The sequence below is a fragment of the Rhizobium sp. AC27/96 genome (genome assembly GCF_001692325.1).
In the GTDB taxonomy this organism is placed as follows: domain Bacteria; phylum Pseudomonadota; class Alphaproteobacteria; order Rhizobiales; family Rhizobiaceae; genus Rhizobium.
Window position 1 is genome coordinate 1 of sequence record NZ_LXKN01000033.1, and the last position, 17,767, is coordinate 17,767.

Below are 17,767 nucleotides of genomic sequence, written 5' to 3' on the forward strand. Positions count from 1 at the left end.
GATCGGCATCGGCGTCATGGGCGGCATGATCTCCGCCACCGTCCTCGGCGTCTTCTTCATCCCGCTGCTCTTCGTCTCCGTGCGCCGAATCTTCAAGGGGAAGAAGACGCCAGAGGCTACAAACCAACAGTCGGAGATTGTTGCTGCGACCCCCGATATCGCGCAGTGACAATTCGGTCGCCGGCGCAGCAACATTGCTGCGCCGGCGCGAAGGACATGGATGGCTCTGGGGGCGTCGAACTATCTTGGAACGAAGCCTAAGTTCTGGCCAGGGATACCACCCGGGTTCCAATCTCGGTGCCGTCTATCTCCAGGATGCGATAGCCGGATGTTCCCGTATCGACGCGAAGCTCATTGGACTGTTTGACAATCTGATAGGAAACCGCCGGCGTGGTGAATTGGCGGATATTGGCGTCGCTGAGATCGTCGATCATGTGATAATGGCCGCAAAATACCGATATCTCGCAATTGAAGCCAAGCAGTAGCGACCGGGCTTCATCCCGGTCGCGCAGGGCAGCGCCGGCTTGATCCACGGGCGTGTCGATCGTCAGGATCGGATGGTGCACGAAGAGTATGGCCTTGCCCACGCCATCCAGCTCGCTTGCGAGCCACGCACGCTGGCCAGCGCCCAGCTCGTTAGCGGACGAGTCGAGGAAGATGTGCTTCAGATCTCCGTCGGTATGTGAGAAACACAGCTTTCCGCTCACGGCATTGTCGCCGGCGTTCCAATATTGCGTGACATCGGCATAGTCATCGTGGTTGCCGAGGATGACGCTTACAGCGAAATCATACTCCTTCAGAAGCGCGAAGAAGCCTCGAACCGATTGCGCCGTGCCGATGTCGCCGCCAAAGACCACGCTCGAGACACCCTTGGCCGCAATGTCATCGAGGACCAGCCGCAGGCGGTCCTCGTGTTCTTTGGGCGCATTGTCGTAGCGCATCTTGCTGCCGGCTATTTCACTCTTCATGACCAGCTTCTGGCCGAGATGGGTATCGGTGAAATAGGCAATCGTGGTCTTCGTCATTTACTGGCTCCATGGCATGCATCCACCACCGCACCTTAGCGTGCTGGCCGGAAGGGATGTTTCGATGCGTGTCGAAACATGCGAACATCTTTCGTGCTATTCTCGGCCTGAAACAGGGAGCCAGACACATGGGTTCGCAGCCGAACATCGCCTCCGCAGCTGCTTTGATTGCCGATCCTGCCCGAGCCATGATGCTCGTGGCTCTGCTTGATGGTCGAGCGAGACCGGCCGGGGAGCTCGCCTATTGTGCAGGCGTGACTGCGCAGACGGCCAGCTCCCATCTCGGCAAGCTGTTGGCGGGCGGCCTGCTGGCGGTCGAAACCGAGGGAAGGCATCGTTATTATCGCCTTGCCGGCCCGCATGTCGCGCTGGCGCTCGAAAACCTCGCGTCGATAGGTCCGGTCGAAATCGTGCGCAGGAAGGCGTTGACGCGTGAGGCGCAGAAACTGCAATTCGCCCGCTGCTGCTACGATCATCTGGCGGGTCGCCTCGGCGTCGCGGTTACGAAGGGACTGCTTGATAAGGGATGTCTCTTGGCCACTGACAACAAGCGGTTCGAAGTTACCTCGGTCGGTGCCGAGTGGTTTGCAGGCATCGGTCTTGACGTCGCGAAAATCAAACCCGCCCGCGCGGGACTTGCCCGCCAGTGCCTCGATTGGACGGAGCGGCAGCATCATCTCGCCGGTCCGCTTGGCGTGCAATTCACCCATCTGCTCTGTACGGAGGGATGGATACGGCGGGAAAAAGCGTCGCGCAGTGTCGAGGTGACGCCGAAGGGCTGGCGGAATTTCAAAGAGCATTTCGGCATCGAGGAGCGAGTGTTGATGGAGCCGGTTCCATTGGACGCGCCGGCTCAACGCTCGCTCGCCTCTCAATCCCTTGAAAACAATCGCAGCCACGGGCCCAGGTGAAACAGGCTCATCAACAGATACATCGGCACCATGCCGCCTAGCATCGAGCCGCCCTGCGCCGAGCACATCATGTCGGCCGCGGGATCGTGTGCCGTGAGCAATGCCATGCCGGCAAAGACGGGCGCTGCGGCGAGTTGAAGCCAGCGAGCGGCGCTTACTGATTGAAGCAGGCCGGCGGCATGCGCGCCGGCCCTTGCACGTGTTTCGGACAATCTGGACATCAGGCCACTCCGTAGCGATCGTGATGGCGCCACCAGACACCTGTTTCGTTGCGGCCGAGCGGTGCCCGGTCGAGCCATTGATACATGCCCCAAAGGCCGTCGAGCCCGCGGGCATAGGATGAATAGGTGTGATAGATTTCACCGTCCTGGATCGCGAAGGCGCTAACGCCCGGCCGGTCGCGCGTATAGGTTGCGACATCCGTTCCCGTCATCGAGGCGATCTGGGCGACGGGGCCTTCGCTGCCGCGCAGCTCCCATTGCTGCACCGTCTTGCCGGCCAGCGGCTCGGGCATTGGCGGCTCGCGGCGGTAGTTGTATTCGATGCTGCCGTCGCGTTGTTCTTCCGGCGTGAACCAGACATTGAAGTCGTGATTGAAATCGCTGTCTGCCGACGAAGCCCAGTCGAAGGTCCAGCCCATGCGGTTTTTGAATTCCTGCAGTTTTTCGAGCGGTGCCCGGGAGACTGCTGAAAAGGCGACGTCATGGTTTTCGAGATGGACGGCAATGCCGTCGAAACCGTCGGCAATCGACGAGCACGATGGGCAGCCGGCCGTATACTCCGGGCCGAACATGAAGTGATAGACGAGAAGCTGCGAACGTCCCTTGAAGAGCGCCGAGAGCGGAACCGTCCCCTCTTCGGTCTCGAGCCGATAGTCCTTCTCTACCCTGACCCAAGGCAATTCCCGGCGGTGTTCGGCAATTTCATCGCTGCGCCGTGTCAGCTCCTTTTCCTGCTCCAGCAGGGAAAGCCGGGCCGAAAGCCACTCCTTGCGCGCTCCTGTCCTGTGCGTTGTCATGGATCTTCTCCTTCGTCTGCGGGTTGGGTTACGGCGGGGGCAGCATCTTGCCGCCCGATGAGGAATAACTTACCGCTAGGGGTCGGACGGGTGGGAGTTACAAGTGTGACGGGATTTCGATGGACTCGCTGATCGTCGCGGCCGCACAGGCGCTTGCATCAGGCGATGCGCTGGGAGCCATGAAGCGCGTGGCGCTGCGCGACGATGCTCCGGCGCTGGCGCTTCGCGGCATTGCCATGGCCCAGCTCGGTGATTTTGACCGGGCCAAGGCGCTGCTGAAGAGTGCCGCGCGTGCTTTCGGCCCCCGCGAGACCGTAGCCCGTGCCCGTTGCATCGTGGCCGAAGCGGAGATTGCCCTCGTCTCGCGCGATCTCGGCTGGCCCGAAAAAGTGCTGGAGACGGCGCGCGCCGTTCTCGACAGGCATGGCGATCGCATCAATGCCGCCCATGCCCGCAACCTGCAGATCCGCCGCCTGCTGCTTGTCGGCCATCTCGACGAAGCAGAGCGGCTGGTCGCCAAGTTTGACTCCTCACCGCTACCGCCGGCTGCAAGGGCAAGCCATGAGCTCGCGGTTGCCGGCATTGCCATCCGCCGCATTCGCACAGCGCCGGCCCGTGCTGCTCTGGTGCGTGCAGCCGAAGCGGCGCGGAAGGCCGGTATTCCGGCCCTCAGCGTCGAAGTACGCGACGCAACGCATGCTCTCGAGGTGCCAGTCGCGCGGTTGCTTACGAGGGGCACGGAACGTTTGCTGTCACTCGGCGAGGTGGAGGTGCTATTATCGTCCGGCGCATTGGTCGTCGACGCCAGCCGCAACGTCGTGCGCCGCGGCAATGACATCGTTTCCTTGGCAAGCCGGCCGGTTCTATTTGCGCTGGCGCGCGTGCTCGCCGAAGCGGCCCCGGCCGATGCATCGCGCGAGACGCTGCTCTCCCATGCCTTCCGTGCCCGTCACGCCGACGAATCCCACAGGGCGCGGTTGAGGGTCGAGATCGGGAGGCTGCGTGCAGCGCTGGAGCCGCTGGCCGATATCGGCGCGACGGCGCGCGGCTTTGCACTGACCGCGCATGGGAAACGCGATATCGTGGTGCTGGCGCCACCCATAGAGGCGGAGCATGCACCGGTACTGGCCTTGCTGGCGGATGGCGAGGCCTGGTCAAGCTCGGCGCTGGCGATTGCACTTGGGATAAGCCCGCGCACGGTGCAGCGCGCGCTTGATGGCTTAGCGAACAGCGGCAAGGTGCAAGGTGTTGGCAATGGCCGCGCCCGCCGCTGGATGATGCCGCCGGTCGTCGGCTTCCCGACGACATTGTTACTCCCGGGACCTCTGCCGAGCGACTAGGATTGGGCCATCGAATTCAACAGCTTCTGAGTGGAGGATGGATACAATGAAAAAGTCTCAAGCCGAGGTCATTCGCGAATATGGCCCCTTCGACAATGCGCCCCGCGTCAATGGCGTCACCTTCGATGGCCGGCACGTCTGGTTCGCCTCCGGCGAAAAGCTGCATGCCCTTGACCCGGAAACCGGTGCGCAACTGCGCTCGATCGACGTCGCCTCGCATGCAGGCACTGCTTTCGATGGGCGCTATCTCTATCAGATCGCCGAAGACCGGATCCACAAGCTCGACCCGGAAACCGGAAAGATAGTCTCGACCATTCCTGCGCCCGGCAATGGCGGCGATTCAGGCCTCGCCTGGTGCGAGGGCAGCCTGTGGGTCGGCCAGCATCGCGGCCGCAAGATCATCGAGATCGATCCCGACACCGGCGCTATCAGGCGCACAATCGAATCCAACCGCATTGTCACTGGTGTTACATGGGTCGATGGCGAGTTGTGGCATGGCACCTGGGAGGGCGATGAAAGCGATGTCCGCCGCATCGATCCTGTCACCGGCGAAGTACTGGAGCGGTTGGAAATGCCCGAAGGTGCCGGCGTTTCAGGCTTGGAATCCAACGGCGGGGATCGCTTCTTCGCCGGTGGCGGCGGCAGCGGCAAGGTGCGGGCAATCCGCCGTCCACGCTGAAGCAGCCTTGGGGTGACCTGCTGGAGAACGCAAAGTCTTTCCTGCCACAAGCTGCATGAGGCTCGACAAGGGTTGGTCGTGGTCTTTCACTCAAACGCGTTTTGTCGAGAGCACGTCGAATGTCTTTGCGATGGTCTGGGTGGCCCGCTCATAGTCGGCAAGGGCAAGACAGGCGATGAGGGCGTCGACGATGGCGAGCTGTGCGATACGGCTGGTCATGGCCTCTGTGCGGAACTGGGTCTCGCGGGCGAGTGTGTTCAGGACGATATCGGTATGAGCTAAGAGGGGGGATTTGCCGAAATTGGTGATGGCGATGGTGGTTGCGCCGGCCTCCTTGGCAAGGCGCGTTGCCGTCAGGGTTTCCACCGTGCTGCCGGAATGGGAGATGGTGATGACGGCGGTCGAGGTGTCCGCCAGGGATCCGACAATGGCCTGCACATGGCTGTCGACGCTTGCGCGGGAGAGAATGCCGATGCGCAGCAGACGATAATTCATGTCCTCGGCGATCGGAGCGGCGCTGCCGATCCCGAACACCTCGACGCGGCTTGCCTTGCGGATGGCGTCGACCGCGCGCGATAGGGCAGCAATGTCGAGGGCCTTTTGCGTGTCTTGAAGCGCCTGCAGGTCGGACTGAAATACTTTCTCGACGACCGAGGCGATGTTGTCACTCGGGGTCAGGTCCTCATGGATGAACTGGACCGGCTGAACGAGATCGCGGGCGAGCGAGATCTTGATCTGCTGAAAGCCCCTGGCGCCTATCGTCTGACAGAAGCCAATGACGCTCCCCTCGCTGGCACCGGCCTTTTCGGCGACTTCCGTGACGGACATATGGATCACGTCCGAGGCGTGCTGCGTGATGAAGTCGGCAATCCGGCCGGCCGTCGGCGCCAGATCCTTGCGCACCGCGCGGATACGATCGATGACGCCGGAAAACTCCTGCGTGCTGGGTGCCTTGTCTCGTTCCACCGCCATGCGAAAACTACCTCACCTTATCTTGGAGCATGTCCGTTCTAAATGGAGAGACGGAAATGCTCTATTCCTTTGCTTTCACACAATTCCCTATACAAAACGCTGCGCATTTTGCTGGAATTGTCCTAGACCACCGCAAGCTGCGGCGTATGTCTTATGCTGCCATCATGCACCTGCCAGAAGCGCATGCCGAGGCGTCGGGCGCCTAGCCCATCGGTCTGGGGATTGTCGCCGATCATGACGGCATCGGAAAAGTCGATGCCGAGGCGGCGGCATCCCATCTCGAACAGCGCCCGTTCCGGTTTGCCGATGACGGTGTAGTCGCGCGTGCCGGCGCAAGCAATGATGGCGGCGGCCAATGCTCCGGTTTCCGGAACAGGCCGGCCGTCGGCGCCAGGGTGGCTGAGATCCGGCGCGGCGACGACAAGTCGAGCGCCATCCGCAAGTGCCGAGACCGCAGCTGCGAGTTTCGCATAGGAGAACTGCCGGTCGCGGGCAACGAGCACGACGTCCGGACGAGCGGCGTCCAGATAGAAGCCCTTGCGCCTTGCGTAAGAACGAAGTGCCGGACTGGCAAGCAACAGCAAAGAGGCGCCGGGTTGCTCGGCAGCGATCCTGTCGATCGCGCTTGTTCCCGCGAGAATAATGCTGTCGGCATCGACAGCAAGACCGATGGTCTGCAGCATCCTGGAAAGCTGAGCCGGCGTGTGTTCGGCGTTGTTGGAAACGAGAACGAACCGGCCGGCGACGGCATTCAGCAGCCACCGCGCGTCTTGCAAGACGGTTTGGCCGCTTATCAAAGTTCCATCGAGATCAATAAGATAACCTCTTGCATCGATATCGAGATCAGGCACGTCCGCTCCTCTGTTGTCATCGATATGTGAATTGAGGAAAACTCAATGTCAATGATAAATAATATTGAGATTAGTTCATGAAACTGTCATCGATCCAGCGTACTCCTGCTGTCGAAGACGGGGTCGAAAGCCCCAAACGACCAGCGCAGGAGCATCTCCATGAAGATCGCAATCATCACCGATATCCATCACGGCCCCCAGTCTCACACGAAGGAAGCCGGTTGGGATGGCCTGCCTGTGGTGAGGCAGTTCATTGATCGTGCCATCGAGCGGAATGTCGATCTGGTCCTCGATCTCGGCGACCACATCTCTGATACGACGTATGAAAACGACTATCGTTTCGCCTCGGAACTTGCCGCGATCTTCTCCACTTTTCCCGGCAAGCGCGTCCATGTGCTCGGCAATCACGACGTCAACAATCTGAGCATTACCGATAATGAAGCGATCTTCGGTCAATCGATGCAGAGCAGCGTCCACGATCTCGGCGAATTCCGGCTGATCGCCTGGCAGCCGGACGTGAAGATCGACATGGAGACAGGTTTCAACAGCACCGGTGCTCATCTGGAATGGCTGGTGGAAGCTCTCAAGGCGGATGAGCGCTCAGCCATTATCGCGACACATGTCCCGCTCTCCGGCCATTCGCAGATCGGCAATTATTATTTCGAACGCAATGCCGGATATTCGACCTATCCCGACCATGCGGCTGTCCGCAAAGCGGTGGAGGAAACCGGTAATGCCGCACTCTGGCTCGCAGGCCATGTTCACTGGAACACCATCACCAATGTCGGCAACATCCAGCACGTGACGATCCAGTCGCTGAGCGAGCGCTTTACCACCATGCCATTGACGGCAGCTGCCTATGCCGATCTCGAGATCAAGGATGGCGAGCTCACCATCGACGTCCATGGCAACGATCCGTTCCACGTTCGCGTCCCCTTCCGTAAATCTGGCGAGCGCCCGTGGGTTGCGCCGATGCAGCCTTTCTCCGAGATCGATTGGGCGGAGAGAAGGAAGCAGGCTCGTGCTTGATTTCCTGACCCGGCGCACGATCGGGGCGATCATCACGCTGTGCGTCGTGATCGCTGCCGTTTTCGCGGCAACCCGGCTTTCGGGCGATGCGATGGACTATCTGCTCCCGCCCGGAACCGATGCGGCAACCCGCGCGGCGATGGTTCAACAGCTGGGTCTCGACCAGCCGATCTGGGTGCAGTTCTTCCAGTTCGTGCGCGGGTTGCTGTCGGGCGATTTCGGCCTTAGTCTCTACGAGCGGCGGCCGGTCGCCGACATCTATGCCGAACGCCTGCCCAATACGCTGATCCTGTTTGCCTATGCGCTGTTCTTCTCCATCGCCGTTGGCGTGCCGCTCGGCATCGTCGCTGCGTTGAAACGGGGAAAGGGGATCGGGTCTATCATCATGGGGGTGGCCTTTATCGGCTATGCGACGCCGAATTTCGTCCTCGCTATCCTGATGATCCTGGTCTTTTCGCTGAGGCTGCATTGGTTTCCAAGCTCGGGCTCGGCAACGCCGCTGCATTTCGTCATGCCGGCGCTCGTGCTGTCGGCGCTCATGGTGGCCGAAATCCTGCGCTTTACCCGCAACGCCATGCTCGACGTGATGAGCCAGGACTATATCCGCACTGCCCGTGCCAAAGGCCTGCCGAAGTTGCTGGTCATCGGCAAGCATGCGCTGCGCAATGCCGCGATCCCTGTCGTCACCATCATCAGCCTGCAGGTGGCCGGCATGGTCGGGCGCTGCGTGCTGGTCGAGGCAGTCTTTGCCACCAAGGGCATCGGTGACCTCGTCGTCTATGCGGCCATCGGCCGTGATTATCCGGTGCTGCAGTTCGGCGTCATCTTCATTGCCAGCCTGGTGGTCATCACCTCCGTCGTCATCGACGTCATTTATGCCCTGATCGATCCTCGTGTGAAGGTAGCCGCATCATGAGCGACATCGCCACATCCCCGAAAACGATAGCGTTGAAACCAGCCGCCAAGGCGCCGCGACGCACGGCCAAGAGCGGTGTCGGGCGTCTCTTGGCGAAAGCCGGGCTGATGCCGTGCGTTTATCTCGCCGCCCTTGCCGTTGTTCTTGCTTTGGCGCTCGCAGGCCCCGCGATTGCACCATTCGATCCCAATGCGCAGACGCTGCTTGCCCGTCTTCGTCCGCCTGTTGGTTTCGACCGGGCGATGGCAACCCACCTGCTCGGCACGGATGAGCTCGGACGCGACGTTCTTTCGCGTACCCTGTCCGGCCTGCAATTGACGATGCTGATCGCGCTTGCCGGCAGCTTCATCAGCCTCCTCGTCGGTGTCGCTTTCGGGGTGGTCGCCGGATATTTCCGCGGCCGGCTCGGTGCCTTCCTGATCGCCATCGTCGATGTTCAGATGGCCGTTCCCTTCACGCTGATCGCGCTTCTGACGATTGCCATGCTTGGGAACTCGCTGGCGGTGCTGATTTCCGTCATCGGGCTTTCCGGCTGGGAAGTCTATGCCCGTGTCGTGCGCGCTCAGGTGCTGTCTGTCTCGCGGCAGCCTTTCATCGAAGCGTCGAGGGCAGCCGGTGCCTCGCATGCGCGCATCCTCTTCCGTCACATTCTCCCGAATGTGACGTCGCCGATCATCGTTATCTGGACCATGACCTTCTCCGCCTTGATCCTCCTGGAATCGTCGCTGTCGTTCCTCGGTCTCGGCGTCCAGCCGCCGACCGCGACGCTGGGTTCGATGGTGGGGGCTGGCCGAGATTATCTTGCCACAGCTCCCTGGGTCGCTTTGGCGCCATCGCTGATGATCATGGTCGTGTCGTTGCTGGTGCTGTTGATCGGCGACTGGCTGCGCGATGCGCTCGACGTAAAACTGAAATAGGTCGCCCGCGGCCGGGCCGCTGGCGACCTCGCATTCAAGCCCCTTTATCTCATGCCCTGCCGCGCCGCGCGCCGGACGGAAGGGGAAACCTTGCTCTCAAGAGGGACACGTCATGACATCGAAAACAACGCTCGCGCTGACCGCGGCGCTGCTGTTCTCCACCTCGGCCATGGCCGCCGATCTGCGGGTCGGCGTTCAGAACCTTCCGCCATTCCTGGATCCCGGCAAGGACTTCAGCAATACGGGCTCGCAAATGTACTACAACGCCTTCGATCCGCTGATCGAGAAGGATTATTCCAAGCCGGAAGCAGCCTTCAAGCCGGGGATTGCAACTTCGTGGAAGCAGGTCTCTCCGACCGTATTCGAAGTCAAGATCCGCAACGACGTCAAGTTTCAGAACGGTGACCCGCTGACGGTCGACGATGTCGTCTTCACCTTCGAGCGCCTGCTCAAGGACATGACGCCGGAGTTTGCCGGCATCCATCGCCAGTTTTTCGCCAATTTCGTCAAGGTCGAAGCCATTGACGAGAGCACCGTCCGTTTCACGACGGAGAAGCCGGAACCGCTCTTCGAGACGCTCCTCAACACCTCGGAAGGATCGATCGTTCCGAAGAAGTACATTATGGGCCTTTCGGGCGATCCGAATGCGCTTGAGAAATCCGACTTCGACGCTTTCGCGCTGAAGCCGATCGGCACCGGCCCCTACAAGATTACCCAATACACGCCGAATGAAAGCCTGACCTACACGCGCTTCGACGGCTTCTTCGGTGAGAAGGCGCCGTTTGAAACGGTCTCCATCCGTCGTGTCCCGGAAATGGCCGCGCGCACAACGGCGCTTGCCAATGGTGAAGTCGATCTCATCACCAACGTACCGCCGGACCAGCTCGACGCGATCGCCTCCAATCCGCAGCTCAAGATCGAAGGCGCCGTCACGCCGCTCTTCCACGTCGTCATCTTCAACACGAAGAACGGCGTGCTGAAGGACAAGCGGATCCGCGAGGCGCTGAGTCTGGCGATCGACCGCGACCTGCTCAACGAGTCGCTGTGGCTCGGCAAGGCCGTCGTTCCCAGCACCCATACCTATCCGCAGTATGGTGCGCTTTACATGCCGGAGCTGAAGACCTTTGAATACAATCCGGAGAAGGCAAAGCAGCTCTTGAAAGAGGCCGGCTATGACGGCTCGCCCGTGCGCTACGATACCGACGCCACCTACTATACCAACGGGCTTTTGGCGGCGCAGGCGATCAAGGAAATGTGGGCAGCCGTCGGTGTTCCGATGAACATCAACGTCACGCCAAAGTGGACGGCCGCCAATCCCGACATGGACGCGCGTAACTGGTCGAACCCGATGTACTTTGCCGACCCAGCCGGCTCCTTCGGCACGATGTGGGCTCCCAAGGGCGCAGGTACGGAAGCCTCATGGTCGTCCACGCCAGCCTATGATGCCATGTGGGAGCGGTTCCGCTATTCCACTGACGTCAACGAGCGCAAGAAGGCCTATGCCGAAATGATGGAGCATGTGAAGGACGAAGCGCCGTTCATCCCGCTCTATCGGCCGTACGAGTCTTACGGCATGAGCCGGAAGATCGACTGGAAGCCGCTGCCCGGACATATTCCCTATGTTCTCGACTTCCGCGCCGGCGCCGTCTCAATCGCCACCAATTGATCGCATTGTGCCACCGGGTTGTTCCGCAACCCGGTGGCCTCCTCCCATTCGTCCATTTGAGGCCCACGATGGCTACGGCACCGCTTCTTTCCGTCGAAAATCTCCGCGTCAGCTTTCAGACTGACAATGGCAAGCTCATTGCGGTCGACGATCTTTCGTTTGGTATCGAAGCGGGCGAGTGTGTTGCCGTCGTGGGGGAGTCCGGATCAGGGAAGTCAGTGACCGCGATGGCGATCCTCGGCCTCACCGCCTTCAACGGCGGTCATATCGACCATGGCGCCTTGAAATTCTCAAGGCGCCATGGAAGCGTCAGCGATCTCGCAACCCTGCCCGAGGTGGAGCTTGAGAGGGTACGCGGCGACGAGATCGCCATGATCTTCCAGGAGCCGATGACCAGCCTGAACCCCGTCTTCACCATCGGCGAGCAAATCGCCGAAGTCGTCAGGCATCATAGGAACCTCGGCAGCAAGGAGGCCGCGGCGCGAGCGCTCGAACTGCTGAAGCGCGTCCGCATTCCAGAAGCCGAGACCCGCTTTCGGCAATTTCCGCATGAGCTATCGGGCGGCATGCGTCAGCGCGTCGTCATTGCCATGGCGCTTGCCTGTTCGCCGCGGCTTCTGATTGCCGATGAACCGACGACGGCGCTGGACGTGACCATCCAGGCGCAGATCCTCGATCTGTTGAAGGAGCTCGCCCGGCAGGACGGAATGTCGCTGCTGTTCATTACCCATGACATGGGCGTCGTCGCCGAAATTGCCGATCGGGTCGTCGTCATGCGCCAGGGGCGTAAGGTCGAGGAGAACCTCACGGCTGATTTGTTTGCAGCACCGACAGAAGCCTACACACGCCAACTGCTGAATGCTGTTCCAAAACTTGGCTCGATGGCCGCCTTTACCGGACCCCGCGCCTTTGGCGACGAGACGCCGGATTTACCGGTGGGCCAGGAAGGAACCAAAGCGGAGAAACAGCCGCTTCTGCGCGTACGCGATCTGGTGACCCGTTTTCCGGTCCGAAAGGGGGTATTCCAGCGGCACGTCGCCAATATTCATGCCGTCGAGAATGTCTCGTTCGACCTGCGTGAAGGTGAAACGCTGGCTCTGGTCGGCGAGTCCGGTTGCGGTAAATCGACGACCGGCCGCTCCATCCTGCGTCTGATTGAGCCGACATCCGGGAATGTCGAGCTTGCCGGGGAAGATCTTCTTTCTCTTTCAGGGCCGAGGCTGCAGGCGCGCCGGCGCGACATGCAGATCGTCTTTCAGGATCCCTATGCGGCTCTCGATCCGCGCTTGACGGCATTCGACCAGGTGGCGGAGCCGCTGATCGTCCACCGCGTCGAAATGGGCACGGCGTTGCGTGACAGGGTGGTGAATCTGTTGGAAAGAGTCGGTCTGTCAGCCGACCATCTCGACCGCTACCCACATGAATTCTCCGGCGGCCAGCGCCAGCGCCTATGTATCGCTCGCGCCTTGACGCTCTCACCGAAGATCATCGTTGCCGACGAGCCCGTCTCGGCACTTGACGTCTCCATCCAGGCGCAGGTGGTCAACCTGATGATCGAGCTTCAACAGGAGTTCGGCCTCTCCTATCTGTTCATCTCGCATGATATGGCGGTGGTGGAACGAATGAGCCATCGGGTGGCGGTCATGTGCATGGGCCGGATCGTCGAGATCGGCACGCGCGCCGATGTCTTCGGCAATCCCAGTCACGCCTATACACGTGCGCTGTTGTCGGCTGTGCCGAATCCGGATCCGGCGAGAAGGCGGGTCAATGCGGTTGTTGCCGATCCGTCAGGATCTCCGCTGAAGCCGGTCGGACATGTAGCCCCTGAGGCAATCTACCAAAAGGTTTCAGACGACCACTATGTGCTCTCGGATTGAGGCTCGCTGGAGCTCCGCCAGCGCAAATAAGTCAATCGTCGGCTGCGCCGACGCCCACGGTCCCAATCCCATGAGACATGGGATTGGTTTAGCCCGGCCCAATTTCTTATATTGAATCAGGCTAATCCGTAGACATTCGTCTAACCGATACGATCAGAGTACGCTGACGTTTTCGGCCTTCGACTTGCCGGTCTTGCGATCCTGGCCCAATTCGTAGCTGACCTTTTCACCTTCTCTGAGCGAACCGCCCCGCTGCAAGGCAGACACATGAACGAACACATCCGCTCCCCCGTTCTCGGGGGTAATGAAGCCAAAACCCTTGTCTTCATTGAAAAACTTTACGGTCCCTGTAGGCATAACACTTCCTCTTAATCTTCGACGGCCATCTAGCTCGCCCGACGACCTTATAGCTCGTAAGCTTCATGATCAACAATACGCCATGTTTCTGTAGTTTCGGCATTCACCGGAAATCTGGGCATTGAGCCGGACTTTGGCGAGCGACCGCCTCGAACACCAGTCTCAAGGTGGATCGGTAGCGTCGGTCACCCGGAGCCTAAAAAACGATCACCTCTTTCTGATCCACGAGAACCCATGCATTCAATGCATGGGTGGAATGATGGATTGTCTCTGTTTTAAATCGATTGAAATGGCTATATCTCAATCATCGAAACGACGCCGGAGCCAAGCAAGGTTGCTGACGTCATAGCCCTCAGAAAGGGGATTATCATGAACGTAGCACGCTCTTTCAACAACTGGCGCCGGTTCCGTCAGACCGTTAACGAACTTGGTCGCATGTCCAGCCGCGAGCTGGAAGACCTTGGCATCGACCGGGCTGATATCCGCACCGTCGCCCGCGCATCGCTTGCGCGTTAATTGCATAGCATTTAATCTTCCTGATTGCTCAACGCCCGCTCATGACGCGGGCGTTTTTGCGTTTCGGCTTCGGATCGAAGCCGGTTTGCACGGCAAGCCGTTGCCGAGCGGCGACCTCAATCCAAGCCCGATAATTGCGGTCGATATCGCTTTGGGTTCGAAATTCGAATAGTTTGGCTGGTCGCACCTCCCATTATGGAGAGGCATCCGCCGTTCCGCGTGCTGATACCAACCTCACGAGCGTTGCCGCCGAAACAGGTTTTGCGACGAAGGCCATCCCCCGGGCAAGGTCCGAACGGGCCATCCGGACAAACCCCGATACGATGATGATCCTGGTCTTCGGCCACAGAGACAAAACTCTCCTGGCAAGGCCGAGACCATCCATCGATCCCGACATGTTGATATCCGTGTAGAGGGTATCGATCCGGTTTTGCTTAAAGAGCACCAGGGCTTCATCGGCATTGGTTGCTTCAAGTGTGTCGAAACCGGCCCCCTTGAGAATATCGATAGCGTCAAGACGCAGAATTGGCTCGTCCTCGACGATCAGCACTCGATGGCGTCGGTTCGTTTCCCGCGCATCGGCCTGGTTGCGCGCCAAGATTTCGGCGCCGTCATGGGATGCCCGCGTCTGTTCCATCAAATCGCGTTCCGCGACAGCCTGCAGCCAATGCTCATGGTCCTTGCCCTGAGGTCGCCCCGCGTGCTGCCACAGGTCATAGGCGCGCGCGTTGATCCAAGCCATTCTTTCATCCGTCATCATATTCCTCCGTTATCGCCTCTAACGTCGACGGACGGGCGCGGTTCCGGGCCAATATGAAAGTTTCGAAAAAGTGACCGGACGGTGCGAGTTCACTGCTCGTTGGTCCCATCGCGCCCCTCATCGCTAGTGGCTGAGTGGCGGCCGCGCTATTGGCAGAAGTGTCCCGATCCGACGGAACAAAGCGCGCCATTACCGTGTTTCTGGTGCGCATTAACGATGAGGGTTCCATGACAGACGAGGCAAGGCGGCATTCGGTAGAGCCGGGTGATTTCACGCGGCTCGGCGCCAATTACGATGGACTTGGCGTCAATTTCGCACTCTTCAGCGCCCATGCCGAGAGGGTTGAGCTGTGCCTCCTCGATGAGACCGGCAGCCGGGAAATAGAGCGGATCGAATTGCCCGAATATACCAACGAGATCTGGCATGGCTATATTCCGGGATTAAAACCCGGCGCCTTGTACGGCTACCGTATCCACGGGCCATTCGATCCGGAGAAGGGTCATCGTTTCAATCCGAACAAGTTGCTGATTGATCCCTACGCTCGCGAGCTGGTGGGCGATATCAAGTGGTCGCAGGCGCAGTTCGGCTACAGGCTGGATGACGACCAGAAAGATCTCTCCTTCGACGAGACCGATAGCGCCGCGCAGATGCCGAAGTGCCGTGTCATCGACCTTGGTGAGGAAGGGAAATCGGCCCGCCAAAAGCCATCCGTGCCATGGTCGCAGACGATCTTCTATGAAGCCCACGTCAAGGGAATGACGATGCTTCATCCTGCAATTCCCGAGGACCTGCGCGGGACGTTCGACGGACTGGGTCAGAAAGCGATCGTCGACTACGTCAAAAGCCTTGGGATCACCTCGATCGAGCTGTTGCCGATCCACTTCTTTCCCGATGACAGCCATTTGCTGGACAAAGGCCTGCGCAATTATTGGGGCTACAATTCGCTTGCCTTTTTCGCACCGGTCTCGCGCTATTACGGGCCGAAGGGGCTTTCGGGTTTCCGTGAGATGGTGCGCGCTTTCCACGATGCCGGCATCGAGGTGATCCTCGACGTCGTCTATAACCACACGGCCGAGGGCAACGAGCTCGGTCCGACTTTGTCGTTCAAGGGCATCGACAATTTCTCATACTATCGAACCATGCCGGACGAGCCCCGTTACTACATCAACGATACCGGCACGGGTAATACCATCAACACGTCGCATCCGCGCGTGCTGCAGCTGGTGACGGATTCGCTTCGCTACTGGACTGAGGAAATGCATGTAGACGGCTTCCGCTTTGACCTCGGCACCATTCTCGGCCGCGAGCCGAACGGCTTCGATCAGCGTGGCGGCTTTTTCGATGCGGTGGGGCAAGATCCGGTGCTTTCCAAGGTCAAGCTCATCGGCGAACCTTGGGATATCGGCCCCGGCGGCTATCAGGTCGGCGGCTTTCCGCCGGGCTGGGCGGAATGGAATGACAAGTATCGCGATACGATACGTGATTATTGGAAGGGCACACCCGGCACAACAGGAGATTTCGCGGCGCGGGTTCTGGGCTCGGGAGATGTCTATGACCTGCGCGGGCGCAGGCCATGGGCGAGCGTCAACTTCATCACGGCCCATGACGGGTTTACGCTCAACGACCTCGTCTCCTACAACGACAAGCATAATGAGGCGAACGGTGAAGGCGGCGAGGACGGCCACAACGACAACCGCAGTTTCAACTACGGGGCCGAGGGTCCGACCGAGGATGAGGGCATCATCCGGACGCGGGATCGGCAGCGGAGGAACCTGCTGGCGACCCTGTTCCTGTCGCATGGGACGCCGATGCTGCTTGCCGGCGATGAATTCGGACGCAGTCAGATGGGCAACAATAACGGCTATTGCCAGGACACCGAACTAAGCTGGCTGAATTGGCAGCATCCTTATGAGAGCACGGAGGCCTTGCAGGCATTCACCAGGCGCCTGATCGCACTGCGCCAGGACCATTCCATTTTCAGACGGGAGAGCTGGCGCGATGGCCTGAGGGTCGTTTGGCTCAATCCCGATGGCGGCGAGCAGACGGAAGAACGCTGGAAAGACGATGAGAGCACGACCATAGCGCTGCGTTTATCGCGCGAGCAGCCCTTCGAGGCGGGATGGGACGACGTATTACTTCTATTTAATCCGCGGGAAGAAGAGACCAGTTTCAATCTTCCTGGCGACAAGCGCTGGATCGTGGAGCTCACGACATCGGATTCGGCAGCCACGACAGACGACGCAACTAGCGAGCAAGGCCTGCGGGTCGAGGGCCGGAGCCTGACGGTTTTGCGTGTCGGCTAGACCCTCTGGAGGGTCGAGTAGCTAGTCGTTCTCATGTTCCCGTTCATTTCCGGGGCGCAGCGCTGTCAGCCTATCTATGATGCCGGTCCTTTTCGTCGTCGATCACTTCGGTATCAGGACGATCTCCTCCGCCGACATGTTCCGTCTGCCAATGCCCATCGGGAAGCTGGTACGATATCTCGGCATCGCGCCCTTCGACATGCTGCCGCTGTGCGGCAGACTTGGCTGCAGCGAGTGCACTGTCGTGGTTCGGAAATGTCTCCGACCAAACATCGCCAAGCCGATATGCGTATCCGCCGTCATGCTTGCCCACATGATAGGTAACCGTCATCCCATTTCCTCCTGCAAGTAATAGGAAGGTAGGGCGTGGCGGCTCCATTCCAATATGCCTGCGAGCATCAGCGCGATGATGAACCATATAGGGCGCACTTGCGCGCCCTTCGCGGAGGCAGCCGCCGATCAGCGAAGCCAGCTCCTGGCCGGATGAACGGCATTGAATAGGTCGTGCTACCTTGAGATCGGCTTGCACAGCGACAGGGTTCCGATCGAGCCGAAAGGCGCCCGTGATGGTTTTGATTGTCGTGAGGTGGGCCGCGGTATGGGTAGTCCTACCTATGCGTCTGTTAGATT

At 59.9% G+C, this 17,767-nt stretch carries 18 protein-coding genes; 10 read left to right on the forward strand and 8 right to left on the reverse strand.

Annotation, left to right across the window (positions count from 1 at the left end; translation table 11 throughout):
• Positions 1-257: 257 nt before the first annotated feature.
• Complete coding sequence (locus A6U86_RS23865; RefSeq protein ID WP_068396142.1) at positions 258-1,025, reverse strand: metallophosphoesterase; 768 nt, start codon at positions 1,023-1,025, stop codon at positions 258-260.
• A 128-nt stretch (positions 1,026-1,153) separates the two neighbouring features.
• Here A6U86_RS23865 and A6U86_RS23870 point away from each other — a divergent pair, with 128 nt between their 5' ends.
• Entirely contained in the window at positions 1,154-1,936 is a 783-nt protein-coding gene (locus A6U86_RS23870; protein WP_068396146.1) for a helix-turn-helix transcriptional regulator, read from the forward strand.
• On the opposite strand, the gene A6U86_RS34865 is transcribed toward A6U86_RS23870, so the two are convergent.
• Both A6U86_RS34865 and A6U86_RS23875 read right to left on the reverse strand, forming a co-directional pair.
• Positions 1,897-2,157: a hypothetical protein gene (locus A6U86_RS34865; protein WP_083196967.1), complete on the reverse strand. Its 261-nt coding sequence runs from the start codon at positions 2,155-2,157 to the stop codon at positions 1,897-1,899. The genes A6U86_RS23870 and A6U86_RS34865 overlap by 40 nt on opposite strands.
• On the reverse strand, positions 2,157-2,954 hold the full coding sequence (locus tag A6U86_RS23875) for a thioredoxin family protein (RefSeq protein ID WP_068396148.1): 798 nt from the start codon (positions 2,952-2,954) through the stop codon (positions 2,157-2,159). Before A6U86_RS23875 ends, A6U86_RS34865 begins: the two co-directional genes overlap by 1 nt.
• A gap of 119 nt (positions 2,955-3,073) precedes the next feature.
• On the opposite strand from A6U86_RS23875, the gene A6U86_RS23880 reads away from it, so the two are divergent.
• On the forward strand, positions 3,074-4,294 hold the full coding sequence (locus A6U86_RS23880) for a DNA-binding protein (protein WP_068396150.1): 1,221 nt from the start codon (positions 3,074-3,076) through the stop codon (positions 4,292-4,294).
• 46 nt (positions 4,295-4,340) lie between these two features.
• Positions 4,341-4,973, forward strand: coding sequence for a PQQ-binding-like beta-propeller repeat protein (locus A6U86_RS23885; RefSeq protein ID WP_068396221.1), 633 nt, complete (start codon positions 4,341-4,343; stop codon positions 4,971-4,973).
• Between the two features lie 90 nt (positions 4,974-5,063).
• On the opposite strand, the gene A6U86_RS23890 is transcribed toward A6U86_RS23885, so the two are convergent.
• Together A6U86_RS23890 and A6U86_RS23895 are read right to left on the reverse strand one after the other, a co-directional pair.
• On the reverse strand, positions 5,064-5,945 hold the full coding sequence (locus A6U86_RS23890; RefSeq protein WP_068396151.1) for a MurR/RpiR family transcriptional regulator: 882 nt from the start codon (positions 5,943-5,945) through the stop codon (positions 5,064-5,066).
• Positions 5,946-6,067: 122 nt separating this feature from the next.
• Positions 6,068-6,796: an HAD-IIA family hydrolase gene (locus A6U86_RS23895; protein ID WP_068396152.1), complete on the reverse strand. Its 729-nt coding sequence runs from the start codon at positions 6,794-6,796 to the stop codon at positions 6,068-6,070.
• Positions 6,797-6,955: 159 nt separating this feature from the next.
• Here A6U86_RS23895 and A6U86_RS23900 point away from each other — a divergent pair, with 159 nt between their 5' ends.
• From A6U86_RS23900 to A6U86_RS23920, 5 genes are all read left to right on the forward strand, one after another.
• Complete coding sequence (locus A6U86_RS23900; RefSeq protein WP_068396156.1) at positions 6,956-7,825, forward strand: metallophosphoesterase; 870 nt, start codon at positions 6,956-6,958, stop codon at positions 7,823-7,825.
• Positions 7,818-8,741: an ABC transporter permease gene (locus A6U86_RS23905; RefSeq protein ID WP_068396159.1), complete on the forward strand. Its 924-nt coding sequence runs from the start codon at positions 7,818-7,820 to the stop codon at positions 8,739-8,741. Before A6U86_RS23900 ends, A6U86_RS23905 begins: the two co-directional genes overlap by 8 nt.
• A complete protein-coding gene (locus tag A6U86_RS23910) occupies positions 8,738-9,658 on the forward strand; it encodes an ABC transporter permease (RefSeq protein ID WP_068396161.1) in 921 nt (306 codons plus the stop codon). Before A6U86_RS23905 ends, A6U86_RS23910 begins: the two co-directional genes overlap by 4 nt.
• A 112-nt stretch (positions 9,659-9,770) precedes the next feature.
• Positions 9,771-11,324 (forward strand): ABC transporter substrate-binding protein, encoded by a 1,554-nt coding sequence (locus tag A6U86_RS23915; protein WP_068396163.1) that lies wholly within the window; start codon positions 9,771-9,773, stop codon positions 11,322-11,324.
• A gap of 68 nt (positions 11,325-11,392) precedes the next feature.
• Entirely contained in the window at positions 11,393-13,201 is a 1,809-nt protein-coding gene (locus tag A6U86_RS23920) for an ABC transporter ATP-binding protein (RefSeq protein WP_068396166.1), read from the forward strand.
• 153 nt (positions 13,202-13,354) lie between these two features.
• Here A6U86_RS23920 and A6U86_RS23925 read toward each other — a convergent pair whose 3' ends face one another.
• The gene (locus A6U86_RS23925; RefSeq protein WP_068396169.1) at positions 13,355-13,558 is read right to left on the reverse strand and encodes a cold-shock protein; all 204 of its coding nucleotides are present in this window, start codon (positions 13,556-13,558) and stop codon (positions 13,355-13,357) included.
• 369 nt (positions 13,559-13,927) lie between these two features.
• Between A6U86_RS23925 and A6U86_RS34870 the strand changes: the two genes are divergently transcribed.
• A complete protein-coding gene (locus A6U86_RS34870; RefSeq protein WP_077467589.1) occupies positions 13,928-14,074 on the forward strand; it encodes a DUF1127 domain-containing protein in 147 nt (48 codons plus the stop codon).
• Positions 14,075-14,267: 193 nt separating this feature from the next.
• Here the strand turns inward: A6U86_RS34870 and A6U86_RS23935 are convergent, their stop codons facing one another.
• Entirely contained in the window at positions 14,268-14,834 is a 567-nt protein-coding gene (locus A6U86_RS23935) for a response regulator (RefSeq protein ID WP_244510075.1), read from the reverse strand.
• Positions 14,835-15,061: 227 nt separating this feature from the next.
• Between A6U86_RS23935 and glgX the strand changes: the two genes are divergently transcribed.
• On the forward strand, positions 15,062-17,137 hold the full coding sequence (gene glgX, locus A6U86_RS23940; RefSeq protein WP_068396223.1) for a glycogen debranching protein GlgX: 2,076 nt from the start codon (positions 15,062-15,064) through the stop codon (positions 17,135-17,137).
• 70 nt (positions 17,138-17,207) lie between these two features.
• Here glgX and A6U86_RS23945 read toward each other — a convergent pair whose 3' ends face one another.
• A complete protein-coding gene (locus tag A6U86_RS23945; protein ID WP_068396179.1) occupies positions 17,208-17,468 on the reverse strand; it encodes a DUF2188 domain-containing protein in 261 nt (86 codons plus the stop codon).
• Between the last annotated feature and the right edge of the window lie 299 nt (positions 17,469-17,767).

Excerpts from the sequence above, each read along its gene's own strand:
- A6U86_RS23865 (WP_068396142.1), bottom strand. The coding sequence starts at position 1,025 with ATGACGAAGACCACGATTGCCTATTTCACCGATACCCATCTCGGCCAG.
- A6U86_RS23870 (WP_068396146.1), top strand. The coding sequence starts at position 1,154 with ATGGGTTCGCAGCCGAACATCGCCTCCGCAGCTGCTTTGATTGCCGAT.
- A6U86_RS34865 (WP_083196967.1), bottom strand. The coding sequence starts at position 2,157 with ATGTCCAGATTGTCCGAAACACGTGCAAGGGCCGGCGCGCATGCCGCC.
- A6U86_RS23875 (WP_068396148.1), bottom strand. The coding sequence starts at position 2,954 with ATGACAACGCACAGGACAGGAGCGCGCAAGGAGTGGCTTTCGGCCCGG.
- A6U86_RS23880 (WP_068396150.1), top strand. The coding sequence starts at position 3,074 with ATGGACTCGCTGATCGTCGCGGCCGCACAGGCGCTTGCATCAGGCGAT.
- A6U86_RS23885 (WP_068396221.1), top strand. The coding sequence starts at position 4,341 with ATGAAAAAGTCTCAAGCCGAGGTCATTCGCGAATATGGCCCCTTCGAC.
- A6U86_RS23890 (WP_068396151.1), bottom strand. The coding sequence starts at position 5,945 with ATGGCGGTGGAACGAGACAAGGCACCCAGCACGCAGGAGTTTTCCGGC.
- A6U86_RS23900 (WP_068396156.1), top strand. The coding sequence starts at position 6,956 with ATGAAGATCGCAATCATCACCGATATCCATCACGGCCCCCAGTCTCAC.
- A6U86_RS23910 (WP_068396161.1), top strand. The coding sequence starts at position 8,738 with ATGAGCGACATCGCCACATCCCCGAAAACGATAGCGTTGAAACCAGCC.
- A6U86_RS23915 (WP_068396163.1), top strand. The coding sequence starts at position 9,771 with ATGACATCGAAAACAACGCTCGCGCTGACCGCGGCGCTGCTGTTCTCC.
- A6U86_RS23920 (WP_068396166.1), top strand. The coding sequence starts at position 11,393 with ATGGCTACGGCACCGCTTCTTTCCGTCGAAAATCTCCGCGTCAGCTTT.
- A6U86_RS23925 (WP_068396169.1), bottom strand. The coding sequence starts at position 13,558 with ATGCCTACAGGGACCGTAAAGTTTTTCAATGAAGACAAGGGTTTTGGC.
- A6U86_RS34870 (WP_077467589.1), top strand. The coding sequence starts at position 13,928 with ATGAACGTAGCACGCTCTTTCAACAACTGGCGCCGGTTCCGTCAGACC.
- A6U86_RS23935 (WP_244510075.1), bottom strand. The coding sequence starts at position 14,834 with ATGATGACGGATGAAAGAATGGCTTGGATCAACGCGCGCGCCTATGAC.
- glgX (WP_068396223.1), top strand. The coding sequence starts at position 15,062 with ATGACAGACGAGGCAAGGCGGCATTCGGTAGAGCCGGGTGATTTCACG.
- A6U86_RS23945 (WP_068396179.1), bottom strand. The coding sequence starts at position 17,468 with ATGACGGTTACCTATCATGTGGGCAAGCATGACGGCGGATACGCATAT.